The sequence below is a fragment of the Paractinoplanes lichenicola genome (genome assembly GCF_016785085.1).
Lineage (GTDB): Bacteria > Actinomycetota > Actinomycetes > Mycobacteriales > Micromonosporaceae > Actinoplanes > Actinoplanes lichenicola.
This window is the reverse complement of the sequence record NZ_JAENHO010000004.1, coordinates 442,965-464,683: the sequence shown is the minus strand read 5'-3', so window position 1 is coordinate 464,683 and position 21,719 is coordinate 442,965. Positions and strand designations below refer to the sequence as shown.

Below are 21,719 nucleotides of genomic sequence, written 5' to 3'. Positions count from 1 at the left end.
GGTGAAGCGAATCTGCATGCAGGCGAAGCAACCCATGCGCTCACGATAGCCGATCCGGCGGACAGCGATCCCGACCGGCCGACCAGGCCCAAACGCGAACGGCTCAGAGCGCGGCGAGCCAGTCGTTGACGGCCTGGAGCACAGGCGCGGTCAGTCCATGCCCGGCCGAGTCGCGGCGGGCGGTCACGAGAGCGCCGGATTCGTCGCGCACGTAGTCCCACGTACGGTCGAGAAGTTCGCGCGGGATGACCGTGTCCTGCGTGCCTTGGGCGACCAGCACCGGCACCCCGGCCAGCCGCTCGCCGGTCACCGGAACGCCGGCGTCGAACGGCAGCGTCCCGTACAGAATGGCCGCCCCCGCATAGCGAGTGGGATCGTCCAGCAGCAGCCCGCCCGCGAAGGCCGCCCCGCCGCTGAAGCCGACCAGGATCACCGGGCGCCCCACGGCAGCGTAGGAGTCGAGCCAGGCGCGGAACCAGTCCATCGTGGCGCGCAGCGAGGAGGCCACGGGACGGCCGATGCCGCGGTTGGCGAACCAGGCGTAGCCCCCGCCCTCGGCGATCGGGGCGCGGACCGCCGCGTACGCGAAAGCGGGCGGGAGGTGCTCGCTCAGGGTGAGAATCTCCTGCTCGTGGGAGCCGCGGCCGTGCAGCAGGACGACGAGCGGGGCGGCCGGATCGGTGGAGCCCGCGAGGGCGACGACGGGCGGGGTCACAGCGAACCCGCCGTGCGCACGCCGCTCCACTTGCTGACCTCGGCGGCCAGGTCGAGACGGTCGACGGGGGCGGCGTTCTCGTACGAGCCCCAGTCGGAGCGCGGGAGCATCCACATGATCTCGAACTCGTTGCCGTCCGGGTCGGCGCCGTAGACGCTCTTGGTCGCGCCGTGACTGGACTCGCCGCTGTAGGCGCCCGCCTCGGCCAGGGTCCGGCGGGCCTGCTCGAGCTCGTCGATCGTGTCGACCTGCCAGGCCAGGTGATAGAGGCCGATGCCGCCGCGCTGCTTGGGCGGTGCGGCCGGGCCGACGCCGAACAGGCCGAGGTCGTGGTGGTTGCCCGAGCGCGGCAGGCGCAGGAAGACGGCGTTGGCCTGCGGCTCGCGGGCGGCGACGACCATGCCGAACACCTCGGTGTAGAACCGCTCGGCGCGGGCCAGGTCGGCCACGAAGAGCACGGCGTGGTTGAGCCGCACCGGTCCGATACCCATGACGATCCCTCTCATTGGTTGAAGCTACAACTATCACATGAAGCAGCGAGTTGTAGCAACAACCTATGAGCGGATCAACGCCCACACGACCTTGCCGTCGGCCAGCGGGGTCGCACCCCAATGAGTGGCCGCCGCGGCGACGATCCGCAGCCCGCGCCCCGAGCCCGGCCGCATCAGCGTGCTCGTGACGATCGGCTCCTCGGGCGGCCGGGGCATCGCCTTGGCGTTGTCCTGCACCCCGATCCGCAGGTAGCGCCCGGTGTAGACGACGGTCAGGTCGAACTCGCAGGCGGCGTGCACGATCGCGTTGGCCGCCAGCTCGTTGGCGACCAGCCGGGCCGGGCTCCGCAGTTGCGGCAGGCCCCAGGTCAGGCAGGCCTCGCCGGTGACGTTGCGGGCGGCGGCGGCACTGGCCGGCTCGGGCGGCAGATGCCGGCGCACCCAGCGGGGCACGTTGGCGTTCACCGCGAGCGCCGCCTGCGCGCTGTCCTCGTAGAGCGCCACATACGTACGAAAGGCGCCAAGACCTTCCCGTACGCCGGGAGCCGCCTCGCACAGCAGCACGGGCACTCCCCAGTGGAGCTGGGCGTCGTGGGTCATCGTGGCGAACACGCTGAGCAGCGCGTCGGAGTCGTGACAGAGGGCCGCCAGGTCGACGATCACGGCCGACGGGCATTCCGCGGCGACCTTGGCTATCGCGGTGCCGACCTCGGGAACCGTGGCCACCGACAGCGCGCCGCCCAGGCGTACCGTCGTGATCCCGGTGTCGAGGTTCCGGTCGATCACTGTCTTCAACATCCGCAGCCTTCTGCTCGCACCTCCGGTGCCCGTAGCGCCCTTCACGTAACGCCCGACGCCCGTCCCCGCGCAATCCCTGGTCGCGCGCCTATCGCCCGATGGGCGGAAGAACGCTACCGCAAAGAACGGCGGAGACGTGGCAATTTGTCGGACTATACCCCTTTTAGGACCGGGTCAGGAGGACCTTGAGCGCGCCCGAGTGCGCCGGGTCCGCGAAGACGTCGTACGCGTGCATGAACTCCTCGAGCCCGAACCGGTGCGTGATCATGTGGCCCAGGTCGAACTGCCCGGCGATCAGCATGTCGAGCAGCCGCGGCGTCGAGAACGTGTCGACCAGCCCGGTGGTCAGCGTGATGTCCCGGATCCACAGGTCTTCCAGGTGCAGCGTGGCCGGTTTGCCGTGCACACCGATGTTCGCGATCCGCCCGCCCGGCCGCACGAGCGTCGTACACAGCTCGAACGTCGCCGGAATGCCGACCGCCTCGATCACCACGTGCGCGCCCAGCCCGCCGGTCATCTCCCGCACGGTCTCGAGCACGTCCTGCTCCCCCGCCACGATCGTGGTGTCCGCCCCGAACATCTTGGCCGCCTGCAACCGGCTCTCGGCCTTGTCGACCACGACGATGTGCGCCGGCGAGAACAGCCGCGCGGTCACCACGGCGGCCAGCCCGATCGGCCCCGCCCCCACGACGACCACGGTGTCGCCCGGCCGCACCTGCCCGTTGAGCACCCCCACCTCGTACGCGGTGGGCAGAATGTCGGCCACGAGCACCGCCGCCTCGTCGCTCACCCGCTCCGGCAGCTTGTAGGTCGACAAATCGGCGTACGGGATCCGCGCGTGTTCGCTCTGCACCCCGTCGACCAGATGGCCGAGGATCCAGCCCCCGCCACCCAGGCACTGCCCGTACGTGCCCTGACGGCAGTATTCGCAGATGCCGCAGGCCGAGATGCACGAGGCCAGCACCCGATCGCCGGCCGCCAGACCCGACACCCCGCTCCCGGTCTCGACCACCGTGCCCACCGCCTCGTGCCCCAGCACCCGCCCCCGCTCGACGGTCGGCACGTCACCGCCGAGAATATGCAGGTCGGTCCCGCAGATGGTGACCGCGTCGACCCGGATGATCGCGTCCCGCGGATCCCTGACCTCGGGATCCGGGATGTCCTTCCAGGCCCGCTGACCCGGCCCACCATAGACAAGCCCCTTCATCGTCTCCTCTTCCTGACGTAGATTTCGCTCCTCTTCCCCGCATCGACGCTGCGGTGCGAATCCGCCCTACGAGGTCGCACTTTGAGACGCAAGATCAAGATCCAGATGTCCCAGCGGGGTGGTGGGTGACGGACCGTCGCTCCCGCGGGGGCCGCGGCGGCCTTCGCTGGCCGCTACGCGTCCAGAACGCGAAGCCCACCACGGCGACGTGAGTGAGTGGTTGCGCCCACGAACGCCAGCCCTGCGGGCTGATCAAGCGGCCGGGCGCTGCCGGGCCGGGCGGACGATGATCTCGTTGACGTCGACGTCGGCCGGCTGATCGATCGCGAACTGGATGGCGCGGGCGATCGCGTCGGCCGGGATGGTGTCGCGGCGATACTCGACCATGGCGTCACGGGCGTACGGGTCGCTGATCTGGCCGGCCAGCTCGGACTCGGTGACGCCCGGGGTGATCGTGGTGACCCGGATGCCAGGATCGGACTCCTGGCGCAGGCCCTCGGTGATCGCCCACGCGGCGAACTTGGTGCCGGAGTAGACGGCCGACGTGGGCACAACCTCATGCGCGCCGACCGAGGCCGTCGTGATCAGGTGGCCGCCGCCCTGGCGTTGAAAGACGGGCAGGGCCGCGGCGATGCCGTGCAGCAGGCCCCGCACGTTGACGTCGATCATGCGGTCCCACTCGTCGACGAGCAACGCATCCAACCGGGACAGCGGCATGACGCCCGCATTGGCCACCAGCACATCGACGCGGCCGTGCCGGTCAACGGCCCCCTGAACAAAAGCGGTCATCGAGTCGCGGTCGGTGACGTCGAGCTCGGCCGGTTCGAGCCGCTCGGCGGCCTGGATCGGGCGCCGGGCCCCCGCCACGACGACATGGCCCGCGGCGGCCAGGCGCTGAGCGGTGGCCGCGCCGATGCCGCTGCTGGCACCGGTAACCAGAATGATCTTCTGCGTGTCAGTCATGCCTTCGACCCTGCGACGGCCAACCCCGACCGGGAAGGGTGCCGTGCTCCCACCCAGCGCCAGGTCCGCCGCGCGGCCGCTCCGGGACCTGCCATCGCCGTCACCTCTTCCACGTCGCCGTCGCCTCCTCCTCCGCGACACCGCCGCCCTCTCCACGTCCCCGTCCCTTCCTCCGCGACGCCGTCGCCTGCGCGGCAGTCGAGGCGCGGCCGCTCTGGGGCCTGGCACAGCGGCGGGGCAGAGACGGCTGCTAAGGGCAGCCGGACCGTGATCAGTGACCCGCCACCCACGACGGCGTTGACAGTGCCCGGCTCCGACAGACATAGCGGGTCGGTCGCAAGGGTTCTGGGTGGGCACAGCAGGACCAGGCAGGTTCGTCGCGGGCGGCCTACCGTGGACGCATGCCCACCACTGAGCTCGGAGACTTCCTCCGCAAGCGCCGCGCCGCCGTCCGGCCCGGTCAGGTCGGGCTGCCCGAGCACGGCGATCGGCGGGTGGCCGGGCTGCGCCGCGAAGAGGTGGCGCAGCTGGCCGGCGTCAGCGTCGACTATTACGTGCGCCTCGAGCAGGGCCGCGAGCGCAACCCGTCGGCCCAGGTGGCCGAGACCCTGGCCGTGGCCCTGCGGCTCGACGACGACGGCCGGGCCCACCTGTTCCGGCTGGCCGGCCTGGCCCCGACGGCCCGCGCGGCCTACGGCACCGATCGGGTCGACCCGGCGCTGGTCCAGCTCATGCAGGCCTGGCCGGCGACGCCCGCGCTGGTCTACAACCGGGCCTACGACATCCTGGCGGCCAACCCGCTGGGCGAGGCCCTGTTCGCAGGCCTCCCGCGCAACCTGATGCTGGCCGTCTTCACCGACCCCCGCGCGCGCGACTTCTACGCCGACTGGCCGTCCGTTGCCGCGAATTCGGTGGCCGGCTTCCGCATGCAGCTGGGCAAGGCGCCCGACCATCCACGCATCCGGGCCGTCCTGTCCGAGCTGCTGGAACGCAGCGACGAGTTCGCCGACCTCTGGCGCCGCCACGACGCGCGGGGCAAAAGCCTCGACGTCAAGACGTTCCACCACCCCGAGGTGGGCCGCTTCACGCTGCGGGTGCAGACGTTCTCCGTCCGCGGCACCGACGGCCAGGAGCTAGCGGTCTACTCCCCCGAGCCCGCCTCCCCCAGCGCCGACGCCGTAGCCCTGCTCGGCATGCTCACCCCCTCAGGAAACGCTTGACGCCAGCCGCCCGCCCCTCATTCGCCCAGGAACTGCTCGACAACAATCACCCAGCCCGCATACCGCCCAGGGAACGCCCGCCAGCGCTCATCCCACCCGCACCCCGCCCCCGAGCCGCTCGACAACGCTCACTCAGCCTGCGCGCCGCCCAGGAAGCGTTCGACGGCGCCCGCCCAGCCGTCGCGTGCCTGGTCGTTGAGTTCCGGGGTTTGCAGGCCCAGTTGGGCGGCGACGATCGAGGCTGTGCCGTTGGCCTTGGGCTCGCTGGTCACGATGATCTGGGAGTCGTCGGCCGCCTTGATCCGCCACGTGATCCGGCGGTCGGTGCCGCTGATTTTGGGTGAGGCGCCCTCGGCGAGCAGGCCCGTGACGAACTCGTCGGTAGGGGCGAAGGCGGCCCAGGCGTTCATCAGCTCCTGCATGCCCATCGTGGTCGACCGGCTGACGCTCATCTGGAACGTGCCGTCGGGCCGCTGGCCGGGGATGCGCCGCCCGATGAACTGCTCGTAGGCGACCGTCACGGCCTGCGTCCACCAGCCCAGCGGCTCGACGCCCGTGCCCTCGAGCTCGTAGTAGACCTTGAGCGCGATCTGCTTGTGGTCGAGATCCTTCGCACCGATGCCGTCCATGAACGTCAGCCACTCGTCCCACGTACGGTTCGTGGCCTTTTCGACGGGCTTGATGCGCGAGTTCGCCGCCATGACCGGCCAGCCTAGCGTTCCGGCGAGATTCATTGACGATTTACGATCCGCTTCTAGGGTCGGGCGCATGACTAGACGAGCCCTCGCTCTGTTCGCCGCCGTGTGCGCGACGCTGGTTCTCGCGCCGTCGGCCGCGCAGGCCGGTGACCGCCACGGGGTGCGCCCGCTGGCCCGCGCGCACGCCCACAACGACTACGAGCACGAGCGTCCCCTGGCCGACGCGCTGTCGCACGGCTTCACCAGCGTCGAGGCCGACATCTATCTGGTCGACGGCGAACTGCTGGTGGCGCACGACCTCGAGGACGTCGTGCCGGGCCGCACGCTGCAGAGCCTGTATCTCGACCCGCTGGTCAAGCGGGTGCGGGCCAACCACGGCCGGGTCTACCGGGGCAGCGACATCTCCCTGCAGCTGCTCGTCGACATCAAGAACACCGGCGCCGCCACCTACACCGAGCTGGACCGGGTGCTCCGCCGTTACAAGAGCATTCTTTCCACGTACGCCCGGGGCAAGGTCGCCAAGGACGCGGTCACGGTGGTCGTCAGCGGTGACCGTCCGCGCGAGCTGATGCAGGCGCAGACCCGCCGGTACGCGTTCTACGACGGCCGCGCGGCCGACCTCAACTCGGGCGCCCCGGCGTCGTTCATCCCGCTGATCAGCGACAACTGGACGAACCTGTTCACCTGGCAGGGCGTCGGCGAGTTCCCGGCCGCCGAACGCGCGAAGCTGCGCGCCTTCGTCCGCGACGCCCACGCCAACCGGCAGCGCGTCCGTTTCTGGGCGACCCCCGACGTGGCCGGCCCCGCCCGCGACGCCCTCTGGCGCGAACTGGTCGCGGCCGACGTCGACCACATCAACACCGACGACCTGGCCGGCCTGGAGTCCTTCCTGCGCACCCGCCCCCACCGGGCCGCCGCGTAAAGCCCCGCCACCACGCACACCCGCTCACGCGGCGGCCGCGTAGACCCAGTCGCGCGGCCGCCGCGCAAGCCAACCGCCGCGCAAGCCAACCGCCGCGCAAGCCAACCACCGCACAAGCCGAACCGAGGCGGCCGCTGGGCAGGTCGGCCACCCGGCGGTCGCGCGGGCCGGGCGACAGCCGCCGCACAAAGCCGGCCACGCAACGATCACGTGGGTCGGTGACCGGCCACCACGCAGAGTCGGCCACGCGGGCTCGGTGACCGACCTCCACCCAGAGCCGGCCACGCAACCGACCAGGCGGGCTCGGTGACTGGCCGCCACGTAAGGGCTGCTCAGGCGATGCGCGACCGCAGGGTTTCGGCGCCGGGGCCGGTGAGGTCGTCGGCGTAGGGCGCGCGGCCGGCCATCGCCATGGTCAGGGCCAGGGTGGTGCCGGTGACCAGCGGCCCGTCGCCCGCCGTGAACGGGCCGTCGGTTGCTTCCAGGCGCAGGCCGGTGGCGGCCGTCTTGCTGTTCACGGCGAAGTCACGGCTCGCGTAGAACCGGGCGACCCGTTCGACGACTTCGACGGCCGGGGTCCGGGTCAGCCCGAGCGGACGCCGGATGTCCTGGCCGTGCGCCACGACCTCCCCCAGCCACGCGTCGACGTGCCCGCTTGGCCCCTTGGCCCGCGCCCCGGCCGCCCGGAATCGGGCCAGGGTCTCGGCCGGCGTCGCCCCGCGGAACTCGGCCACCCGGCGCCGGTTGTGCTCGTCGGCGTCGAAGCGGGCGCCGATCATGCTGCCCAGCCAGCGCGGCATGCTCAGGCTGGAGGCGGCGGTCAGGTGCGCGGTCACCTCCTCGACGCTCCATTCGCCGCACAGCGATCGTTTGGCCCACTGCCCCTCGTCGAGGCCGGCCAGATCGTCGGCCAGGGCGGCGTATTCGGCGCGCAACGGCGCCCATTTGTCGGTGCGGCTCATCTCGTACGGCTCCCGGGTTGTGCTCGGCAAACACGGCTCGGCGAACACGGCTCGGCAAACACGGCTCGGCAAACACGGCTCGGTGGATATGACGGCCGGGCCCGGCCAGAATCGTCGCTGTGCCGCACAAAATCTCCGACGACCCCGAGGTGCGCCGAGGAGTTTGCCACCACACTGGCCGTCGGCTGACCCGCGACGTCACGTGGGCGATGCCGCCGCCCGAGCCGGCAGTGGCGGCTGCTGCCGGCCCACGGCGTACCGGCCGTCGCGGTTCATGTGGGTGAACACGCCGAGGCGGCGGATGACTCGGCTGGAGCCGCGATGCCGGCGGTCAGCCGACCCGGATGACGATCTCGGCGCCGAGTGCGGTGGTGTCGACGGTCGTCTCGCCGCGGCCGGGGTCGCCGTGCGCGCGCAGAGTGAAACGGCCCGGCGGCAGGCGTAGCGTGAACCGCCCGTCGGGGCCGCTGAGCAGGGCCAGCTCCGGAATCGGCACCGATCCCGCGACCACGACCACCGCGGCGTCGGCCACGGGCGCGCCGCCGTTGTCGACGACGCGCCCGGTCCATTCCGTCACGTTTGCGGCCATCCGCCGTCCTGTTGCACCCATTCGGTCACGATCTCCAGCACCTCGGGGGTGATCCGCGGCGCCGAGTTCGCGGTGATGTCGAAGTCCGCGGGTGTCCCTCCCGTACCGTACGCGTGCACACCGATCGCCCGCGGCGGCGCGTTCTCGTCCTCGTGGATCCAGACCGGCGCCCCGCTCTGCCCGCCGAACGTGTCGACCTCGTAGAACACCCGGCGCTCGGTGACCCGCAGCACCCGGTTGCGGGCGAAATACTGCTCCTGGCCGGCGCCGCGGTCACCCGGGTAGCCGGAGATGTTGAGCAGGAACCCGGCCAGGTCCTCGGCGGGCGGGGCGGCCAGCGAGAACCAGCCGACCGTGTTGCCCAGGTCCTGATCCTCGGCCAGGTGGATGCAGCCGATGTCGTAGTCGGCGTTCTCCCCCGCGACCCACCGGTCGATCGCCGAGAAGCGGGTGCTGGTGACCCGGCCGAACGGGGTGGACACCGCGGAGTCGCCGGGGCCGTTGCGGCCGGGCACGACCTGGATCTGGCTGGCCCAGCCGCCGAAGAAGTGGCTGCTGAAGACGCAGTGCCCGGCGGTGAGCACGGTGCGCGGGCCGATGAACCAGCCGGTGCCGATCGCGCCGGCGCCGGTGGGCCCGGTCAGCCGCAGCGAGCAGATCATCCGCCACGGCGACAGGTGTGTGTCGAAGATGCGGACGCGTTCGTCGGGGCCGATGACCGATTCCGTGGTGACCGCGGCCCGCCGGATCGGGGCGCTCTTGCCCTTGCCGACCAGCACCGCCGCCGACCGGGATCGCTCGTCGGGCTCGCTGCCGGTGCTGCCCGCGGTGGGTTCCGGTGCCACGACGGCCGCTTCCTCGGCCACGACCGGCGTCTCCGGCTTGCTGACCGAGCGCAGCCCACCGGCGGTCACCAACGGCGCCGCCTCCCCGGTGAAAAGGGGCCGGAGCACGTCGCGGATCGGCGCGGTGGCCAGATATTCGCCGATGCCGTGGTGGTTGTCGCTGCCGTTACTCACGATGAAGTCGGTGCACCGATCGGCCGGCGCGTATTCCGGGCGGATTCGGTGATCGAGGGCGACCAGATCGCGCGCGTCATTCACGTTCCGCCATTCCCGTACGCCGTCGGGGACGCGCAGCGGCTTGTCCAAAAGGTCTTGCACTTCCAGGACGCCGAGCGGCGAACCGGCTGTTACGAACAAGTCGACATTGGCCTGGGCGCCGATTCTCCGCAGGGCCTCGTACGCGATGATCGTGCCGAGGCTGTGGCCGACCACGACGAGCGGCCCGCCCGCGCCGGCCAGCGTCGTCTCGACGACCTGACGCATGGGGTCGCGCATGCCGCCGAAGAAGTACGCGTAGACGTCGTGGAACGTCCGCTTGACCAGCGCCCGGAACGCGGCGATGCGCAGTTTGCGGGGCAGCGGCAGGGCCTCGGCCGGGCCGCCCGCCTCGCCGTTGGCCAGCGCGTCGGCGTCGTAGACCATCCTGAGCAGCCATTTCTGGAGCCGCTCGTCGTCGGCGGCCGCCTCCGTGGCGACCCCCGATTCCTGCCGGGCCTCGCGCAGCACGTCGGCGGCGAAGGCCTCGGGGCCGACGAGCCGCTGCGCCGGGTCGGCCTCGGCGACGGCCTCGAGCTCGGCCGCCTCACCGCGCGGTTTGGCGTAGCGGAGCCGGGCCCAGTAGGCCATGCGGGAGGCCGCGCCGAGATCACGGCCGAAAAGCGCGTGGTCCCATTCCGAGCGCAGTCGCTCCATTGCGATCTGATTGCCGTTGCCATGGACGTAAATGATGGTGGGTGCCATGAGGACCTCCTCGGGGGTCATCACAGCACCGCGAACAAGACCGATATAGCGTCGCGTCGGAAAGGCGATAAGCGGGCGGAATGAATTCAGTAGACGGCCCGGCCGCCGCTGATGTCATAGACGGCGCCGGTCGAGAAACTGACCTTGTCGGAGGCGAGCCAGGCGATCAGTTCGGCGACCTCCTCGGCCCGGCCGACCCGGCGCATCGGGATCAGGCCGGTGATGTGCTCGAGGGCGGCCGGGTCGGTGTCGGCGTTCATCTCCGGTGGCGATGACGGCCGGGGCGATCGCGTTGGCCAGCACGCCGGTGGTGGGAAACATCATGGCGGGCACCTACGCCTGGCACGTGTTGAACGTTCCGGTCACGTTGACCGCGAACGTGCGGGCCCAGCCGTCGGCCGGCACCTGCCAGAGCGGGGCGTTGGGGCCGACGATCCCGGCCGAGTTGACCAGGATGTCGATCGGCCCAGTCGCGGCCGCCGCCGCCCGTACGGCCTCGGGGTCGGCAACGTCGGCGTGCAGGTCGGCGCCTTCGGCGAGGTCGAGGGTGAGCACCCGTACGCCGTCGGCGGCCAGGCGTGCGGCCGCGGCAGCACCCAGCCCGCTCATGCCACCGGTGATGACGGCCGTTCGTGTCATGCCCTATTTGATCGCGACCGCGCACACCACGTCGAGGTGCTTGGGGTCCTGCTGATCGGGGCGCCACAGCGGGGCCGAGGTCACGCCGGGCTCGATCAGGGTCAGCCCGTCGAAGAAGCGGGCGAACTGGGCGTGGGAGCGCAGCACGTACGGCGGGTTGGCTTGTTCGTTCCAGATCTTCTCGGCCGCGCCGTGCTCGAGGCTGTGCGAGCCGTCGAGCGCGACGAAGTAGCTGCCCGGGGCGAGCGCGGCCAGGTAGGCGCGGACCGTCGCGAGGGCCTCGTCGTCGTCGGTGACGTGCCCGAGCAGGCCCGACATGATCAGCGCGACCGGCTGGGTGAAGTCGAGCGTCTCGGCCGCCCCGCCCAGCACCCGCCCGGTGTCGCGGCCGTCGGCGTCGATGTATGCCGTACGGCCCTCGGGGGTGCTGGTCAGCAGGGCGCGCGCCTGGGTCAGCACGAGCGGGTCGAAGTCGACGTACACGATGCGGGACTCGGGGGCGACCCGCTGCGCGACCTCGTGGGTGTTGTCGGCCGTGGGCAGGCCCGTGCCCACGTCGAGGAACTGCCGGACGCCCTGGCCGGCGACGAAGCTGACCGCCCGTACGAGGAAGGCTCTCGAGGCCCGGGCGTTGTCGACGATGTCGGGGAACGCGGCGCGGATCTGATCACCGACCGCCCGGTCGACGGCGAAGTTGTCCGTGCCGCCGAGCCAATAGTTCCAGATGCGCGCCGTCTGCGGCTGCTCGTCCATCGCTCTACTATGGACGAGCGTGACGACGCTGGGTAGGCGGCGGTATTGTTCCGCTGTGGATCACAGCAGCGCCGCCCCCGCCGGCCTCGACCCGAACGTGCCGCACCCCGCGCGGCGTTACAACTACTGGCTCGGCGGCAAGGATCATTTCGCCGCCGACCGGGCCTCGGGTGACGCCCTCGAGAAGCTGTTCCCCAAGGTCCGCGACGGCGCGCTGGCCAACCGCGCGCAGCTGCAGCGGGCCACCCGGTTCCTGGCCGAGGCCGGCATCCGCCAGTTCCTCGACATCGGCACGGGCCTGCCCACGGCCGACAACACCCACGAGGTCGCGCAGCGGATCATTCCCGACGCGCGGATCGTCTACGTCGACAACGACCCGCTGGTCATGGTGCACGCGCGCGCCCTGCTCAACAGCAGCCCCGAGGGCCGCACGGCGTACATCGAAGCCGATCTGAACACCCCGCGGGCAATCCTGCAGAACCCGGCGCTGCGCGAGACCCTCGACCTCGGCCAGCCGGTCGGGCTGATGCTGATCGCGGTGCTGCACTTCATCCACGGCGACGGCGCGGCCCGGCCGATCGTGCGCGAGCTGCTCGACGCCCTGCCCGCGGGCAGCTATCTGGTGGCCACCCACGCCACCTCCGATTTCGGCACCCCCGAGCAGCAGGTGCTCTATCGCCAGCTCGTCGAGCAGGGCAAGTCCGACGTGTGGACCCGCCCCAAGGAGGAGTTCACCGCCCTGTTCGACGGTCTCGAGCTGGTCGAGCCCGGGGTGGTGCCGGCCAGCGAGTGGCGGCCCGAGCCCGGCGCGGTCATCCCCGAGCGCTCCGACATCAACATCTGGACGGCGGTCGGCCGCAAGCCCTGACGCTCACCAGGCGATCGGGCCGTTGTCGTCGAAGTAGCCGCCGGTCGGGCCGCCGTCGGGCAGGGTGGCCAGGTGGATCGCGATCTGCGCGCCCTGTGCCGGCGTGCGGTAGCCGCGGAAGCCGTTGAGGTCGGTCGCCACGAAACCCGGGCAGCCGGCGTTGACCAGGATGTTCGTGTCGCCCAGCTCCTTGGCGTACTGGATCGTGATCGCGTTCAGGAACGACTTCGAGGGCGCGTACGCCGCCGAGATGGGCCCGGTGGCGTCGGTGTTCGCGGCCTGCAGGCTCAGCGAGCCGACGGTGCTCGACATGTTGACCACGCGCGGGGATGCCGAGCACTGGAGCAGCGGCAGCATGGCGTTGGTGACCCGCACGACGCCGATCACGTTGGTCTCCACGACCGTACGGATGGTGGCCGGGTCGACGACGGTCGGCTCCTGCTGCCAGCCCCCGGTGATGCCCGCGTTGTTGACCAGCACGTCGAGGCCACCCCGCTGCTCGAGCTGCTCGGCCGCCGCGGCCACGCTCGCGTCGTCGGTGACGTCCAGCGGCACCCCGAACGCGTCGACGCCGGCCGCGCGCAGCTTTTCCACGGCCGTTTCCCGCCGTACGTCGTCCCGCGCCCCCACGCCGACGGCCCAGCCGAGCGCGCCCAGGCCCGCCGCGATCTCGTACCCGATGCCCTTGTTCGCGCCGGTGACCAGCGCGGTCGTCTTGTTCGTCATGCCTGAATCGTTCGCCCGCACGGGGTTCACGGCCAACACCGTTTGGGTCGGCAGCGATACCGTGGGGGTATGGAAACGCGGGAGCTGCGCTACTTCGTCGCCGTGGCCGAGGATCTGCACTTCGGACGGGCGGCGACCCGGCTCGGCATGGCGCAGCCGCCGCTGTCCCGGGCGATCAGCCAGCTCGAGCGGCGCCTGGGGGTCGAGCTGTTCCACCGTACGAGCCGTGCCGTGTCCCTGACCGAGGCGGGCACGGTGCTCCTGCGCGAGGGCCGGGCCGCGCTCGATGCGGTCGAGGCGGCGGAACGGCGTACGCGAAGGGCCTCGGAGAACCCTGGCCTGGTGCTCGCGTCGAAGGCGGGGGCGGCCGGGGAGATCCTGGCGAAACTGCTGGACGCGTACGCCGCGGAACCGGGCTCGGTCGCGGTCGACGTGGTGCTGTGCCGGGTCGGCGAGCAGGAGAAACTGCTGCGGGACGGCCGCGCCGACGTGGCCCTGCTGCACCTGCCGTTCGACTCGACGGCCGGCTTCGACGTCGAGGAGCTGAGCACCGAGAGCCAAGTCGCGCTGTTCCCGGCCGGCCATCCCCTGAGCACCCGGCCGCACCTGCGGATGTCCGATCTCGCCGAGCTGCCGCTGCCCCGCTGGCCGTCGGCGGACGGGGTGTACGCCCCCGGCGCCGGCCCGGAGGTGCACGACCACACCCAGTTGCTGCAGCTCATCACCCTCGGACGGGCGATCGCGGTGCTGCCCGAGTCGTGCCGCACCCAGCTCGGCGACGACATCGCCACCGTCCCCGTCCTCGACGCCCCGCTGGTCACGACGGTGATCGCCTGGCCGCCGCACAGCCGCTCGCGGGCGTTAGCCGGGCTGATCCTGGCGGCGACGCGCCTCTGAGCCGAGCGCCTCCACGCGACGCGTCTCCGACCGCAGGGCCTCGTCGAGCGGCCGTGGCGGTGCGTACAGATAGCCCTGGCCCGTGTGGCAGCCCAGCGCGAGCAGCTCGTGGGCCTGCTCGGTGGTCTCGATGCCCTCGGCGATCGTGCGCAGCCGCAGCACCTGGGCCAGGCGGATGACCGCCTCGGCGATGGCCGCGCCGGTCGGGGTGCCGTCGAGCTCGGCCACGAAACTACGGTCGATCTTGAGGATGTCGACCGGCAGCCGGGTCAGGTAGTGCAGCGACGAATAGCCGGTGCCGAAGTCGTCGACGGCGATGCGGATGCCGTGCGACCGCAGCTCGTGCAGGGTCGCGATGCCGCCGCTCTGCTCGTCGACGATCGCCGACTCGGTCACCTCGAGCACGAGCCGGTCCAGCCCGATCCCCGAGCGCCGCACGACCGCCAGCACGTCGTGCACCAGCGTGGGCGTCTGCATCTGGCGGGGTGAGAGGTTCACCGACACGTACGGGCGGCCGGGCGCCGCGGCCATGTCGGTGCAGGCGCGTTCGAGCACGTGCAGCCCGATGTCGTAGATCAGCCCGGTGCGCTCGGCGACCGGGATGAAGTCGAGCGGCGGCACCAGCCCGCGCACCGGGTGCCGCCAGCGGACCAGGGCCTCGTACCCGGCCGCGGCCCCGGTCTCGATCGTGACGATCGGCTGGTAGAGCACGATCAGCTCGCCGCGTGCGGCCGCGCCGGTCAGGTCGTCGGCCAGCGCCGCGTCCATCGCCCGGCGGTCGACCATCGACGGGTCGTGCCGCATCCACGAGTGGGCGCCGGCCCGCTTGGCCGCGTACATGGCCAGGTCGGCCCGGCGCATCAGCTCCTTCGTGGTGTCGCCCGGCCGCGCGTCGGTCAGCCCGATGCTGGCGTGGACCAGCACCGTGTCCTCCCCCAGCCGTACGGGATGGGCTGTCAGCGCCCCGAGAATGCGCTGCGCCACCACGTCGGGCGCCGCGCCGCCGGTCAGCAGCACCGCGAACTCGTCGCCGCCGATCCGCGCGCAGGTGTCCTTGGCCCGCACCACGGCCCGCAGGTGATGCCCGAACTCCGTCAGCACCGTGTCCCCGGCCGCATGCCCGTACGCGTCGTTGATCAGCTTGAAGTCGTCGAGGTCGATCAGCAGCAGCGCGGCCGGTTCGCCCCGGCGGGCGGCGATCGCGATGGCGTCCTCGAGCCCGGTGCGGTTGGCCAGGCCGGTCAGCGGGTCGGCGACCACCAGATCGCGGGTCTGACGCAACGACACGGTCATGTGCACCATCACGGCCGCGACCATCAGCAGCAGGCAGATGACCAGGCCACCCCACGGGAACATGTCGTCCTCGTTGATCGTCACCGCGATCAGCGTCACCGCCCCGGTCAGCAGCGACGCCAGCACCAGCCGCTGCGACCAGGCCGGCCGCCGGTTCAGCTCCACCCGCTGCCCGCGCTGCGTCACGGCGGCGATCGGCGACAGGGTGAGCAGCAGACCCGCGCCGACCATGCCGAGACCGATCAGCCAGACGTCGGCCTGGGTGTCGCTGTGCAGGTCGGTGGCGTTCCAGGCGACGTCGGTGATCATCAGCAGCACGAGGCCGCCGACCATCGGCGTGGTCGGATGGGCCAGGTGCGGCCAGGCGCCGCCGAGCAGCAGCGCGCAGGTGGCGGTGAGCACGAGCAGGTCACCCACGACGTAACCCAGGATGCGGCTGAGCTCCATCGGCGGGGTGTGCACGACGAACGCGTGGTCGATCACGAAATACCAGGCCAGCATGGCCCCGGCCGCCACCACGATGACGATCTCGGCGATGTACGCCCACCGGTTGCGGCCCCGGATCTCGGGCAGCCGGGAGACGAAGGCGGCCGCCGCCAGCAACACGAACATCATCCCGCGGAGGCCGATGCCGGCCCAGTAGGCGAACACGGGACCGTCCTGCAGATACCAGAGCAACACGAAGAAGGCGGCCACGGCGCTCGCCCGGGCCAGGCCGATCAGCCGCCAGCCCCACGGGTACGGGCTGTTGCGCACGGCCCGGAAGCTGAAGTAGACGCCGATGACGTCGAGCAGCAGCACCGAGCCGAACAGGATCGGGCGGCGCAGGCCGGGCTCGGCCAGCGACACCAGCTGCGTGGCGACGACCAGCGACACCAGCACGACGGCGGCCCGGGAGGCCGGCCGCCAACTGGTCATCCGGGACAGCAGGGCCACGTCATACCCATCGGACGACCGGCGGGCTCACTGAGTCACGTTTCAGATGTTCTTATCATCGGGATGGTGGGAGTATCGTGTCGCGCATGAGGATGACCCGGGCCCAGCAGCAGGAGCGCACCAAGGGCGCCGTGCTCTCGGCCGCCAAGTGGGAGTTCTCGCACTTCGGCTATGCCGGGGCCAAGGTCGACCGGATAGCCGAGCGGGCCGAGCTGACCCGCGGCGCGGTGTATTCCAACTTCCCCAGCAAACGCTCGCTCTACTTGGCCGTGCTGCTCGCGGCGGCCGCCTCCCCCATGCCCGATCCCCCCGGCGAGCTCGCCGGCGTCGCCTCCGCCGTCGAGGCCTTCGCCCGGGTCTGGCTCGAACGGCTGCCGCTGGCCACCGACGAGGCCGACGCCGGTCGCCTCGCCGCACGCTCGCTGACCGGGGTGGTCGACGACGACCAGGGCCGCGCCGCCCTGGCCCAGATCACCCGGGTCGAGGGGCTGCTGCTCGGCCTCGCCCTCGAGTCGTGCCGGGCCCGCGGCTCCGGCCGCCAGGTCCGGCTGGCCGAGCTGCTCCTCACGATGCTGCAGGGGGCGGCGCACCTGGCCGAGACCGCGCCCGGCTTCGGCGACCCCTTCGACGTCGCGCGGGCCTGCCGCCACCTGGCCGGTCTGCCGCTGGCCGACGAGTGGGACCCGCCGCATCTGCCGTTCGTCGCTTCCGCGCGGCCGGTCCACTTCACTCCGGCCGGCTTCGCGGAGTTGCTCGGCGGCGGGGCGGGCGGCTTTGTGGATTTGCTCAGTGGCCGGCTGGTCGGCTTCGGGGATGACGGGGTGCTTGTCGTGCTCGGCAGCGGGCGGCTCGAGGCCGCCGAGGAGGCCGTGCGCGCGGCCCGTCCCGGCGACACCGTCACTCTCGCGTTCGTCACCGACGATCCGGCCGAGACGGGCGCCCTCGTCCGCCTGCGCCTCACCGACCTGACGACCTGCCTGCGCCGCGTCTTCGGGCATGCCATCCGGCCCGAGGTGCGCGTGGTCCTCGACGACCACGGCGCGCTGGCCACGGCGATCGGCCTCACGGCGGCCGCGGACACCGAATCCGCCGTACGGGTGCGGACCGGCGAGATCGTGGCCCGCGCCGACGGCCGCGGGGCCGGCCACGCGGCGGCCTCGTCATGAACGTCGTGCTGCACACCCTGCGCTGCATCGGGCACGCCGACCTGAGCCGCATCGCCGCCACGGCCGGCCTGCCCGAGGCCCACGTCGAATCCGAGCTGATCGACCTGGCAGTCGACGGGCTGGCCACCCGCTCGATGGGCGCCTGGGGGCTCACCGCGGCGGGCAAGGCGGCCGACGCCAAGCAGACCGCCGACGAGCTCGACACGAGCGGCGCCCGAGCCGCGGTCACGTCGGCGTACGAGACGTTCCTGGTGCTCAACCCCGAGCTGCTCGACCTGTGCTCACTGTGGCAGCTGCGCGACGACACGATCGACCCGGCCCGGGTGCTCGACCGCTTCACCGACCTCAACCGGCGCGTCCAACCGGTGCTGGCCGCCCTGCCCCGCCTCACCCGCTACGGCGGACGACTCGACGCCGCTCTGCATCGGGCCCGCGCCGGCGCCATGGAGGAGCTGACCGATTCGATGACGTCGTACCACGTGATCTGGTTCCAGCTCCACGAAGACCTGCTGGCCACGCTCGGCATCCCCCGCACATGACCTCGCCCCACTCCGTGCCCGGACCCGGCCACGCCCTCTCTCAGCCCGGCGGCGCCCTCTCTCCGCCCGACGGCGCCCTCTCTCTGCCCAGCGACGCGCTCTCTCCGCCCAGCGGCGCCCACTCTTTGTCCGGCGGTGCGTTCTTTCCGCTCGATCCGGCGCTTGGTGAGCCGGTCGAGGTCATCGGGGGCAAGGCGCACGGCCTGGTCCGCCTACTGCGTCTCGGGCTGCCGGTACCGCCCGGCTTTGTCATCGGTGCTTCGGCGTGCCGGCGGTTCCTGCGCGACGGCCGGCTGCCCCACGGGCTCGACGTCGCGGCGGGTTGGCTCGGCGCCGAGTCGGTGTCGGTGCGTTCGGGGGCCGCTGTGTCGATGCCCGGGATGATGAACACCGTCCTCGACGTGCGGGGGCCGATCACCCCCGCCGTACGGGAGGTCTTCGAGTCGTGGAACACGCCGCGCGCGGTCACCTATCGGGAGTTGCACGGCATCCCGCACGACTTGGGGACGGCCGTGATCGTCCAGGCGATGGTCCACGGCGACCGCGACGAGCAGAGCGGCAGCGGGGTCGCCTTCAGCCGCGACCCCGGCACCGGCGACCCCCACCCGTACGGGGATGTGCTCTTCGGCCGCCGCGGCGACGCTGTCGTGTCGGGCGAGTGCAACACGTTGCCGTTGGCCGCCCTCGCCGAGCGGGAGCCCCCGGTGTGGTCCGCGCTGGTGGCCGCCCTGAATTTGATCGAACAGCACTACCGCGACGCGTGCCACGTCGAGTTCACCTATGAATCGGCTCGCCTGTGGCTGCTGCAATTGCGGCCGGGCGGGCTCACACCACGCGCCGCCGTCCGCGTCGCCGTCGACCTCGCCGACGAGGGCCTGATCGACCGCCGGGAGGCCGTCCGTCGAATCTCGCCGTCCCGGCTGCGCGCCGCCGCCACACCCCGCATGGTTGTAACCAGCCCGCCGCTCCGAAAACGGCACGCAGCCAACCCGCCCACTCGCGAGCGTGCAGCGTCGGCCGGTGTTGCCGACCCGCCCGTTCGGAACACGCTCGCCGACACCGCTGGCCTGGTGGCTCGCGGCCGGGGCGCCTCTCCTGGCGTGGCCACCGGGCGGGTCGCGCTCACGGCTGATGCCGCGGTTCGGATGCAGGGACCGGTCGTGCTGGTGCGGCCGGAGACCTCGCCCCTCGACATGCACGGCTTGGCCGCGGCCGTCGGTGTCGTGACGGCCCGGGGCGGCCTGGCCAGTCACGCGGCGGTCGTTGCCCGGTCGCTGCGGAAGCCCGCGGTGGTCGGGGCCTCGGGGCTGGACGCGCTCGCGGAGGGCACCGAGATCACCATCGACGGCAGCAGCGGCGAGATCGCTTGGGGCGCCCAGGCCTCTATTGCGGCAGGGGACGATCCGCACATCGGTCGGTTGCTGGCCTGGGCCGACGCGATCTCCGGCGACGACTCCCCACGCCCGGCCGAGGAACGCCTGTCCGCAGCCCAGGACCGGCTCTTAGCCGCGCCCGGCTGAGAACGGCGGGCCCGGCTGAGAGAGGGCGGGCCCGGCGGAGAGAGCGCGGGCCCGGCGGAGCGAGGGCGAGCCGCTGGCGGGGTTGTTTCAAGGCGCCCGGCCTGGCGAGCCGCCGTCGTTCGGTCATGGCGAGCGGGGCCGGCCGGGCTGCGCGTCAGGAGGTGATTGTCTGGCCGGAGCTGTCGATCGTGTGGTTGCGCCAATAGACGTCCCACTCGTCGTCGACGTGTTCGGGCACCTGGCCCTCCGGGAAGCGGGTGAACCCGGACGGCGGCTCCTGATCCTTGGGCACGCACTGCCGGCCGCTGCCGCCGGTCTGCAGCACCGGGTAGTCGTCGGATCCGCAGATGGCGTCCTTCATGCAACCGCCGAGCAGCAGCGCGGCGGTGGAGGCGACGACGGCAAGCACGGCGGGACGACGCAGTCTCATGACCCGATTGTTCCCAACGCGGCGCCCCGGCGAAACAGCCTGTCGTCAGCGGCGGGCGAGACGGCGTTCGCCGGCCATGCCCGTCTGGTAGGGCAGGTTGTAGTGCGCGAAGACGCCCGGCTCGTCGGCCGCGGTCAGCTCGCCGTCGACCTCGATCGTGGGGGCGTCGCCGACCAGCTTCTTGTCGTAGCGCACCCGCACGGCGTCGGGCCGCACCGTGGCCCCGCCCAGCGGCACGAACACCAGGCGATGCCGTCCGATGAAGCCCACCCGTACGGTCGCGAAGGCCGGCTCGTCGGTGGCGGTGTCCACATACACCGCCTCCAGCTCGCCGATCTTGTCGCCGTCTTGGTCGATGACCTTTTCGCCGCGCCAGTCGCGCAGGTTCTCAGCCGGGAACATGCACCTCAGATGCCCGTCCTGGCCCAGGCAAAACCCGTTCGTCAGCCGAAGACGATGCGGGCGGCCAGGCCACCGTCGAACGGGCTGGCGAAGGTCAGGTCGGCGCCCTGAGCCGCGATGATCCGACGGGTCACGGCCAGGCCCAGGCCCATGCCCGGGGACTCGTTGCGCTGGGCGTCGGCACCGCGGAAGAACGGCAGACCCAGCTGGGTCAGCTCCTGCTCGCCGAGACCGGGACCGAAGTCGCGGATCTCCAGCACCGGGCGGGGACCGCCGGCGAGGGACACGACTACGGGGTGATCGGCACGGCTGTAACCCAGGGCGTTGCTCAGCAGGTGACCGATCGCCACCTCGAGCAGCTGCGGGTCGGCGTACACGGGAACCGGGCGGCCGGGACCGTCCAGCACGATCCGGGAAGCGGCCGGACCGAGCGCCTCGGCCACCCTCGCCGTCAGGCACGTCAGGTCGACCGTACGGCGGTCACCGACCGGCTCGACGTGGTGCTGATGGGCGGCGCGCAGCAGGGTGTCGACCGTACGGCAGAGGCGACCGGCGTTGCGGCTGATCGCGTCGAGCTGGCGGGCGAACGCGGGCGGCACCGCTCCCGGCACGCCGTTGAGCAGCTCGACGTAGCCCTGGATCGCGGTCAGCGGCGTGCGGAACTCGTGCGACATCGTCGCCAGCATGTCCTCCCGGCCGGCCAGCTCGAGCGGCGAGCGGTTGTCCAGCAGGTGCCGCAGACCCGTCTCGGCGTCGACGCGACGGGCGAGACGCTCCAGGTAGCGGCGGGTAGTGTCGGCATCGAGGCTCCGGCGGCCGTTGTCGAACACGCACAACGCCCCCACGATGTGCCCGTCGTGCCGCAGCGGCGCGGCCGCGATGAAGTTGACGTGCGCCGCCCCCGACACCAGCGGGTGATCGGCCAGCCGCGGGTCGTGCGAGGCGTCGTCGACGACCATGGTGTCGTTGCGCCCGGCCACGATGTCGCACAACGACCGCGACTTGGGCACGTCGACCGCCATCGGCATGCCCAGCGTCGCCGCGAAGTGCGCGTGCGCCTCGTCGGCCACCTTCAGCGCGACCATCGGGGCCTGACAGACATCCGCGACGAGCTCGAGAACTTCGGGCACATCCGACACCGCGGTCCGATAACTACCGGCCGCTACGTGCCGCGGTTCAA

Annotated in this window: 24 protein-coding genes; 7 read left to right on the top strand and 17 right to left on the bottom strand. The window is 71.8% G+C overall.

Annotated elements, in window-relative coordinates; translation table 11 throughout:
* Window positions 1-103 precede the first annotated feature (103 nt).
* The 5 genes from JKJ07_RS15605 to JKJ07_RS15585 all read right to left on the bottom strand — a co-directional run bounded on the left by JKJ07_RS15605 (window position 104) and on the right by JKJ07_RS15585 (window position 4,174).
* Window positions 104-745: an alpha/beta hydrolase gene (locus JKJ07_RS15605; RefSeq protein WP_202992235.1), complete on the bottom strand. Its 642-nt coding sequence runs from the start codon at window positions 743-745 to the stop codon at window positions 104-106.
* Window positions 712-1,221: a VOC family protein gene (locus tag JKJ07_RS15600; protein ID WP_236028991.1), complete on the bottom strand. Its 510-nt coding sequence runs from the start codon at window positions 1,219-1,221 to the stop codon at window positions 712-714. Before JKJ07_RS15600 ends, JKJ07_RS15605 begins: the two co-directional genes overlap by 34 nt.
* Window positions 1,222-1,269: 48 nt before the next feature.
* Window positions 1,270-2,004, bottom strand: coding sequence for an ATP-binding protein (locus JKJ07_RS15595; RefSeq protein ID WP_202992234.1), 735 nt, complete (start codon window positions 2,002-2,004; stop codon window positions 1,270-1,272).
* Window positions 2,005-2,167: 163 nt separating this feature from the next.
* Window positions 2,168-3,211, bottom strand: a complete 1,044-nt coding sequence (locus tag JKJ07_RS15590) for a zinc-dependent alcohol dehydrogenase family protein (RefSeq protein WP_202992233.1) — start codon at window positions 3,209-3,211, stop codon at window positions 2,168-2,170.
* A 252-nt stretch (window positions 3,212-3,463) separates the two neighbouring features.
* A complete protein-coding gene (locus JKJ07_RS15585; RefSeq protein WP_202992232.1) occupies window positions 3,464-4,174 on the bottom strand; it encodes an SDR family oxidoreductase in 711 nt (236 codons plus the stop codon).
* Window positions 4,175-4,575: 401 nt separating this feature from the next.
* Here JKJ07_RS15585 and JKJ07_RS15580 point away from each other — a divergent pair, with 401 nt between their 5' ends.
* The gene (locus JKJ07_RS15580; protein WP_202992231.1) at window positions 4,576-5,394 is read left to right on the top strand and encodes a helix-turn-helix transcriptional regulator; all 819 of its coding nucleotides are present in this window, start codon (window positions 4,576-4,578) and stop codon (window positions 5,392-5,394) included.
* Window positions 5,395-5,522: 128 nt separating this feature from the next.
* On the opposite strand, the gene JKJ07_RS15575 is transcribed toward JKJ07_RS15580, so the two are convergent.
* Window positions 5,523-6,095 (bottom strand): hypothetical protein, encoded by a 573-nt coding sequence (locus JKJ07_RS15575; RefSeq protein ID WP_202992230.1) that lies wholly within the window; start codon window positions 6,093-6,095, stop codon window positions 5,523-5,525.
* Window positions 6,096-6,162: 67 nt separating this feature from the next.
* On the opposite strand from JKJ07_RS15575, the gene JKJ07_RS15570 reads away from it, so the two are divergent.
* Window positions 6,163-7,014 carry a phosphatidylinositol-specific phospholipase C/glycerophosphodiester phosphodiesterase family protein gene (locus JKJ07_RS15570; protein WP_202992229.1) on the top strand — a complete coding sequence of 284 codons (852 nt, stop codon included), beginning with the start codon at window positions 6,163-6,165 and terminating at the stop codon, window positions 7,012-7,014.
* Window positions 7,015-7,346: 332 nt separating this feature from the next.
* On the opposite strand, the gene JKJ07_RS15565 is transcribed toward JKJ07_RS15570, so the two are convergent.
* From JKJ07_RS15565 to JKJ07_RS15540, 6 genes are all read right to left on the bottom strand, one after another.
* A complete protein-coding gene (locus tag JKJ07_RS15565; protein ID WP_236028990.1) occupies window positions 7,347-8,006 on the bottom strand; it encodes a maleylpyruvate isomerase family mycothiol-dependent enzyme in 660 nt (219 codons plus the stop codon).
* 301 nt (window positions 8,007-8,307) lie between these two features.
* Window positions 8,308-8,565 (bottom strand): carboxypeptidase regulatory-like domain-containing protein, encoded by a 258-nt coding sequence (locus JKJ07_RS15560; protein WP_202992228.1) that lies wholly within the window; start codon window positions 8,563-8,565, stop codon window positions 8,308-8,310.
* Window positions 8,550-10,370: a trypsin-like serine peptidase gene (locus JKJ07_RS15555; protein WP_202992227.1), complete on the bottom strand. Its 1,821-nt coding sequence runs from the start codon at window positions 10,368-10,370 to the stop codon at window positions 8,550-8,552. The genes JKJ07_RS15560 and JKJ07_RS15555 overlap by 16 nt, the downstream gene beginning before the upstream one ends.
* Before the next feature lie 86 nt (window positions 10,371-10,456).
* Window positions 10,457-10,630 carry an SDR family oxidoreductase gene (locus tag JKJ07_RS15550; protein WP_202992226.1) on the bottom strand — a complete coding sequence of 58 codons (174 nt, stop codon included), beginning with the start codon at window positions 10,628-10,630 and terminating at the stop codon, window positions 10,457-10,459.
* 73 nt (window positions 10,631-10,703) lie between these two features.
* The gene (locus JKJ07_RS15545; protein WP_202992225.1) at window positions 10,704-11,009 is read right to left on the bottom strand and encodes an SDR family NAD(P)-dependent oxidoreductase; all 306 of its coding nucleotides are present in this window, start codon (window positions 11,007-11,009) and stop codon (window positions 10,704-10,706) included.
* A 3-nt stretch (window positions 11,010-11,012) separates the two neighbouring features.
* Window positions 11,013-11,762 (bottom strand): SAM-dependent methyltransferase, encoded by a 750-nt coding sequence (locus tag JKJ07_RS15540; RefSeq protein WP_202992224.1) that lies wholly within the window; start codon window positions 11,760-11,762, stop codon window positions 11,013-11,015.
* Between the two features lie 55 nt (window positions 11,763-11,817).
* On the opposite strand from JKJ07_RS15540, the gene JKJ07_RS15535 reads away from it, so the two are divergent.
* The gene (locus JKJ07_RS15535) at window positions 11,818-12,630 is read left to right on the top strand and encodes an SAM-dependent methyltransferase (RefSeq protein WP_307834278.1); all 813 of its coding nucleotides are present in this window, start codon (window positions 11,818-11,820) and stop codon (window positions 12,628-12,630) included.
* Window positions 12,631-12,633: 3 nt separating this feature from the next.
* Here JKJ07_RS15535 and JKJ07_RS15530 read toward each other — a convergent pair whose 3' ends face one another.
* Entirely contained in the window at window positions 12,634-13,356 is a 723-nt protein-coding gene (locus tag JKJ07_RS15530) for an SDR family oxidoreductase (RefSeq protein WP_202992222.1), read from the bottom strand.
* A 69-nt stretch (window positions 13,357-13,425) separates the two neighbouring features.
* Between JKJ07_RS15530 and JKJ07_RS15525 the strand changes: the two genes are divergently transcribed.
* A complete protein-coding gene (locus tag JKJ07_RS15525; RefSeq protein ID WP_202992221.1) occupies window positions 13,426-14,253 on the top strand; it encodes a LysR family transcriptional regulator in 828 nt (275 codons plus the stop codon).
* On the opposite strand, the gene JKJ07_RS15520 is transcribed toward JKJ07_RS15525, so the two are convergent.
* Entirely contained in the window at window positions 14,218-16,482 is a 2,265-nt protein-coding gene (locus JKJ07_RS15520; RefSeq protein ID WP_307834277.1) for a putative bifunctional diguanylate cyclase/phosphodiesterase, read from the bottom strand. The two genes, JKJ07_RS15525 and JKJ07_RS15520, sit on opposite strands and share 36 nt — an antisense overlap.
* 86 nt (window positions 16,483-16,568) lie before the next feature.
* Between JKJ07_RS15520 and JKJ07_RS15515 the strand changes: the two genes are divergently transcribed.
* From JKJ07_RS15515 to JKJ07_RS15505, 3 genes are read left to right on the top strand one after another with little or no spacing between them, the layout of a single operon-like run.
* On the top strand, window positions 16,569-17,648 hold the full coding sequence (locus tag JKJ07_RS15515; protein ID WP_202992220.1) for a TetR/AcrR family transcriptional regulator: 1,080 nt from the start codon (window positions 16,569-16,571) through the stop codon (window positions 17,646-17,648).
* A complete protein-coding gene (locus tag JKJ07_RS15510; RefSeq protein ID WP_202992219.1) occupies window positions 17,645-18,187 on the top strand; it encodes a transcriptional regulator in 543 nt (180 codons plus the stop codon). Before JKJ07_RS15515 ends, JKJ07_RS15510 begins: the two co-directional genes overlap by 4 nt.
* On the top strand, window positions 18,184-19,707 hold the full coding sequence (locus JKJ07_RS15505) for a PEP/pyruvate-binding domain-containing protein (protein ID WP_202992218.1): 1,524 nt from the start codon (window positions 18,184-18,186) through the stop codon (window positions 19,705-19,707). The genes JKJ07_RS15510 and JKJ07_RS15505 overlap by 4 nt, the downstream gene beginning before the upstream one ends.
* Before the next feature lie 154 nt (window positions 19,708-19,861).
* On the opposite strand, the gene JKJ07_RS15500 is transcribed toward JKJ07_RS15505, so the two are convergent.
* Genes JKJ07_RS15500 through JKJ07_RS15490 form a run of 3 tightly spaced genes read right to left on the bottom strand, consistent with a single transcriptional unit; the run spans window position 19,862 to window position 21,669 of the window.
* On the bottom strand, window positions 19,862-20,137 hold the full coding sequence (locus JKJ07_RS15500; RefSeq protein ID WP_202992217.1) for an SCO0607 family lipoprotein: 276 nt from the start codon (window positions 20,135-20,137) through the stop codon (window positions 19,862-19,864).
* 45 nt (window positions 20,138-20,182) lie between these two features.
* The gene (locus tag JKJ07_RS15495; protein WP_202992216.1) at window positions 20,183-20,539 is read right to left on the bottom strand and encodes a PRC-barrel domain-containing protein; all 357 of its coding nucleotides are present in this window, start codon (window positions 20,537-20,539) and stop codon (window positions 20,183-20,185) included.
* Between the two features lie 41 nt (window positions 20,540-20,580).
* Complete coding sequence (locus JKJ07_RS15490) at window positions 20,581-21,669, bottom strand: GAF domain-containing sensor histidine kinase (RefSeq protein ID WP_202992215.1); 1,089 nt, start codon at window positions 21,667-21,669, stop codon at window positions 20,581-20,583.
* Between the last annotated feature and the right edge of the window lie 50 nt (window positions 21,670-21,719).

Coding starts and splice junctions, on each gene's coding strand:
- JKJ07_RS15590 (WP_202992233.1), bottom strand. CDS start 3,211: ATGAAGGGGCTTGTCTATGGTGGGCCGGGTCAGCGGGCCTGGAAGGAC.
- JKJ07_RS15500 (WP_202992217.1), bottom strand. CDS start 20,137: ATGAGACTGCGTCGTCCCGCCGTGCTTGCCGTCGTCGCCTCCACCGCC.
- JKJ07_RS15515 (WP_202992220.1), top strand. CDS start 16,569: ATGAGGATGACCCGGGCCCAGCAGCAGGAGCGCACCAAGGGCGCCGTG.
- JKJ07_RS15580 (WP_202992231.1), top strand. CDS start 4,576: ATGCCCACCACTGAGCTCGGAGACTTCCTCCGCAAGCGCCGCGCCGCC.
- JKJ07_RS15510 (WP_202992219.1), top strand. CDS start 17,645: ATGAACGTCGTGCTGCACACCCTGCGCTGCATCGGGCACGCCGACCTG.
- JKJ07_RS15525 (WP_202992221.1), top strand. CDS start 13,426: ATGGAAACGCGGGAGCTGCGCTACTTCGTCGCCGTGGCCGAGGATCTG.
- JKJ07_RS15575 (WP_202992230.1), bottom strand. CDS start 6,095: ATGGCGGCGAACTCGCGCATCAAGCCCGTCGAAAAGGCCACGAACCGT.
- JKJ07_RS15555 (WP_202992227.1), bottom strand. CDS start 10,370: ATGGCACCCACCATCATTTACGTCCATGGCAACGGCAATCAGATCGCA.
- JKJ07_RS15545 (WP_202992225.1), bottom strand. CDS start 11,009: ATGACACGAACGGCCGTCATCACCGGTGGCATGAGCGGGCTGGGTGCT.
- JKJ07_RS15495 (WP_202992216.1), bottom strand. CDS start 20,539: ATGTTCCCGGCTGAGAACCTGCGCGACTGGCGCGGCGAAAAGGTCATC.
- JKJ07_RS15560 (WP_202992228.1), bottom strand. CDS start 8,565: ATGGCCGCAAACGTGACGGAATGGACCGGGCGCGTCGTCGACAACGGC.
- JKJ07_RS15505 (WP_202992218.1), top strand. CDS start 18,184: ATGACCTCGCCCCACTCCGTGCCCGGACCCGGCCACGCCCTCTCTCAG.
- JKJ07_RS15540 (WP_202992224.1), bottom strand. CDS start 11,762: ATGGACGAGCAGCCGCAGACGGCGCGCATCTGGAACTATTGGCTCGGC.
- JKJ07_RS15600 (WP_236028991.1), bottom strand. CDS start 1,221: ATGAGAGGGATCGTCATGGGTATCGGACCGGTGCGGCTCAACCACGCC.
- JKJ07_RS15570 (WP_202992229.1), top strand. CDS start 6,163: ATGACTAGACGAGCCCTCGCTCTGTTCGCCGCCGTGTGCGCGACGCTG.
- JKJ07_RS15585 (WP_202992232.1), bottom strand. CDS start 4,174: ATGACTGACACGCAGAAGATCATTCTGGTTACCGGTGCCAGCAGCGGC.
- JKJ07_RS15550 (WP_202992226.1), bottom strand. CDS start 10,630: ATGAACGCCGACACCGACCCGGCCGCCCTCGAGCACATCACCGGCCTG.
- JKJ07_RS15530 (WP_202992222.1), bottom strand. CDS start 13,356: ATGACGAACAAGACGACCGCGCTGGTCACCGGCGCGAACAAGGGCATC.
- JKJ07_RS15595 (WP_202992234.1), bottom strand. CDS start 2,004: ATGTTGAAGACAGTGATCGACCGGAACCTCGACACCGGGATCACGACG.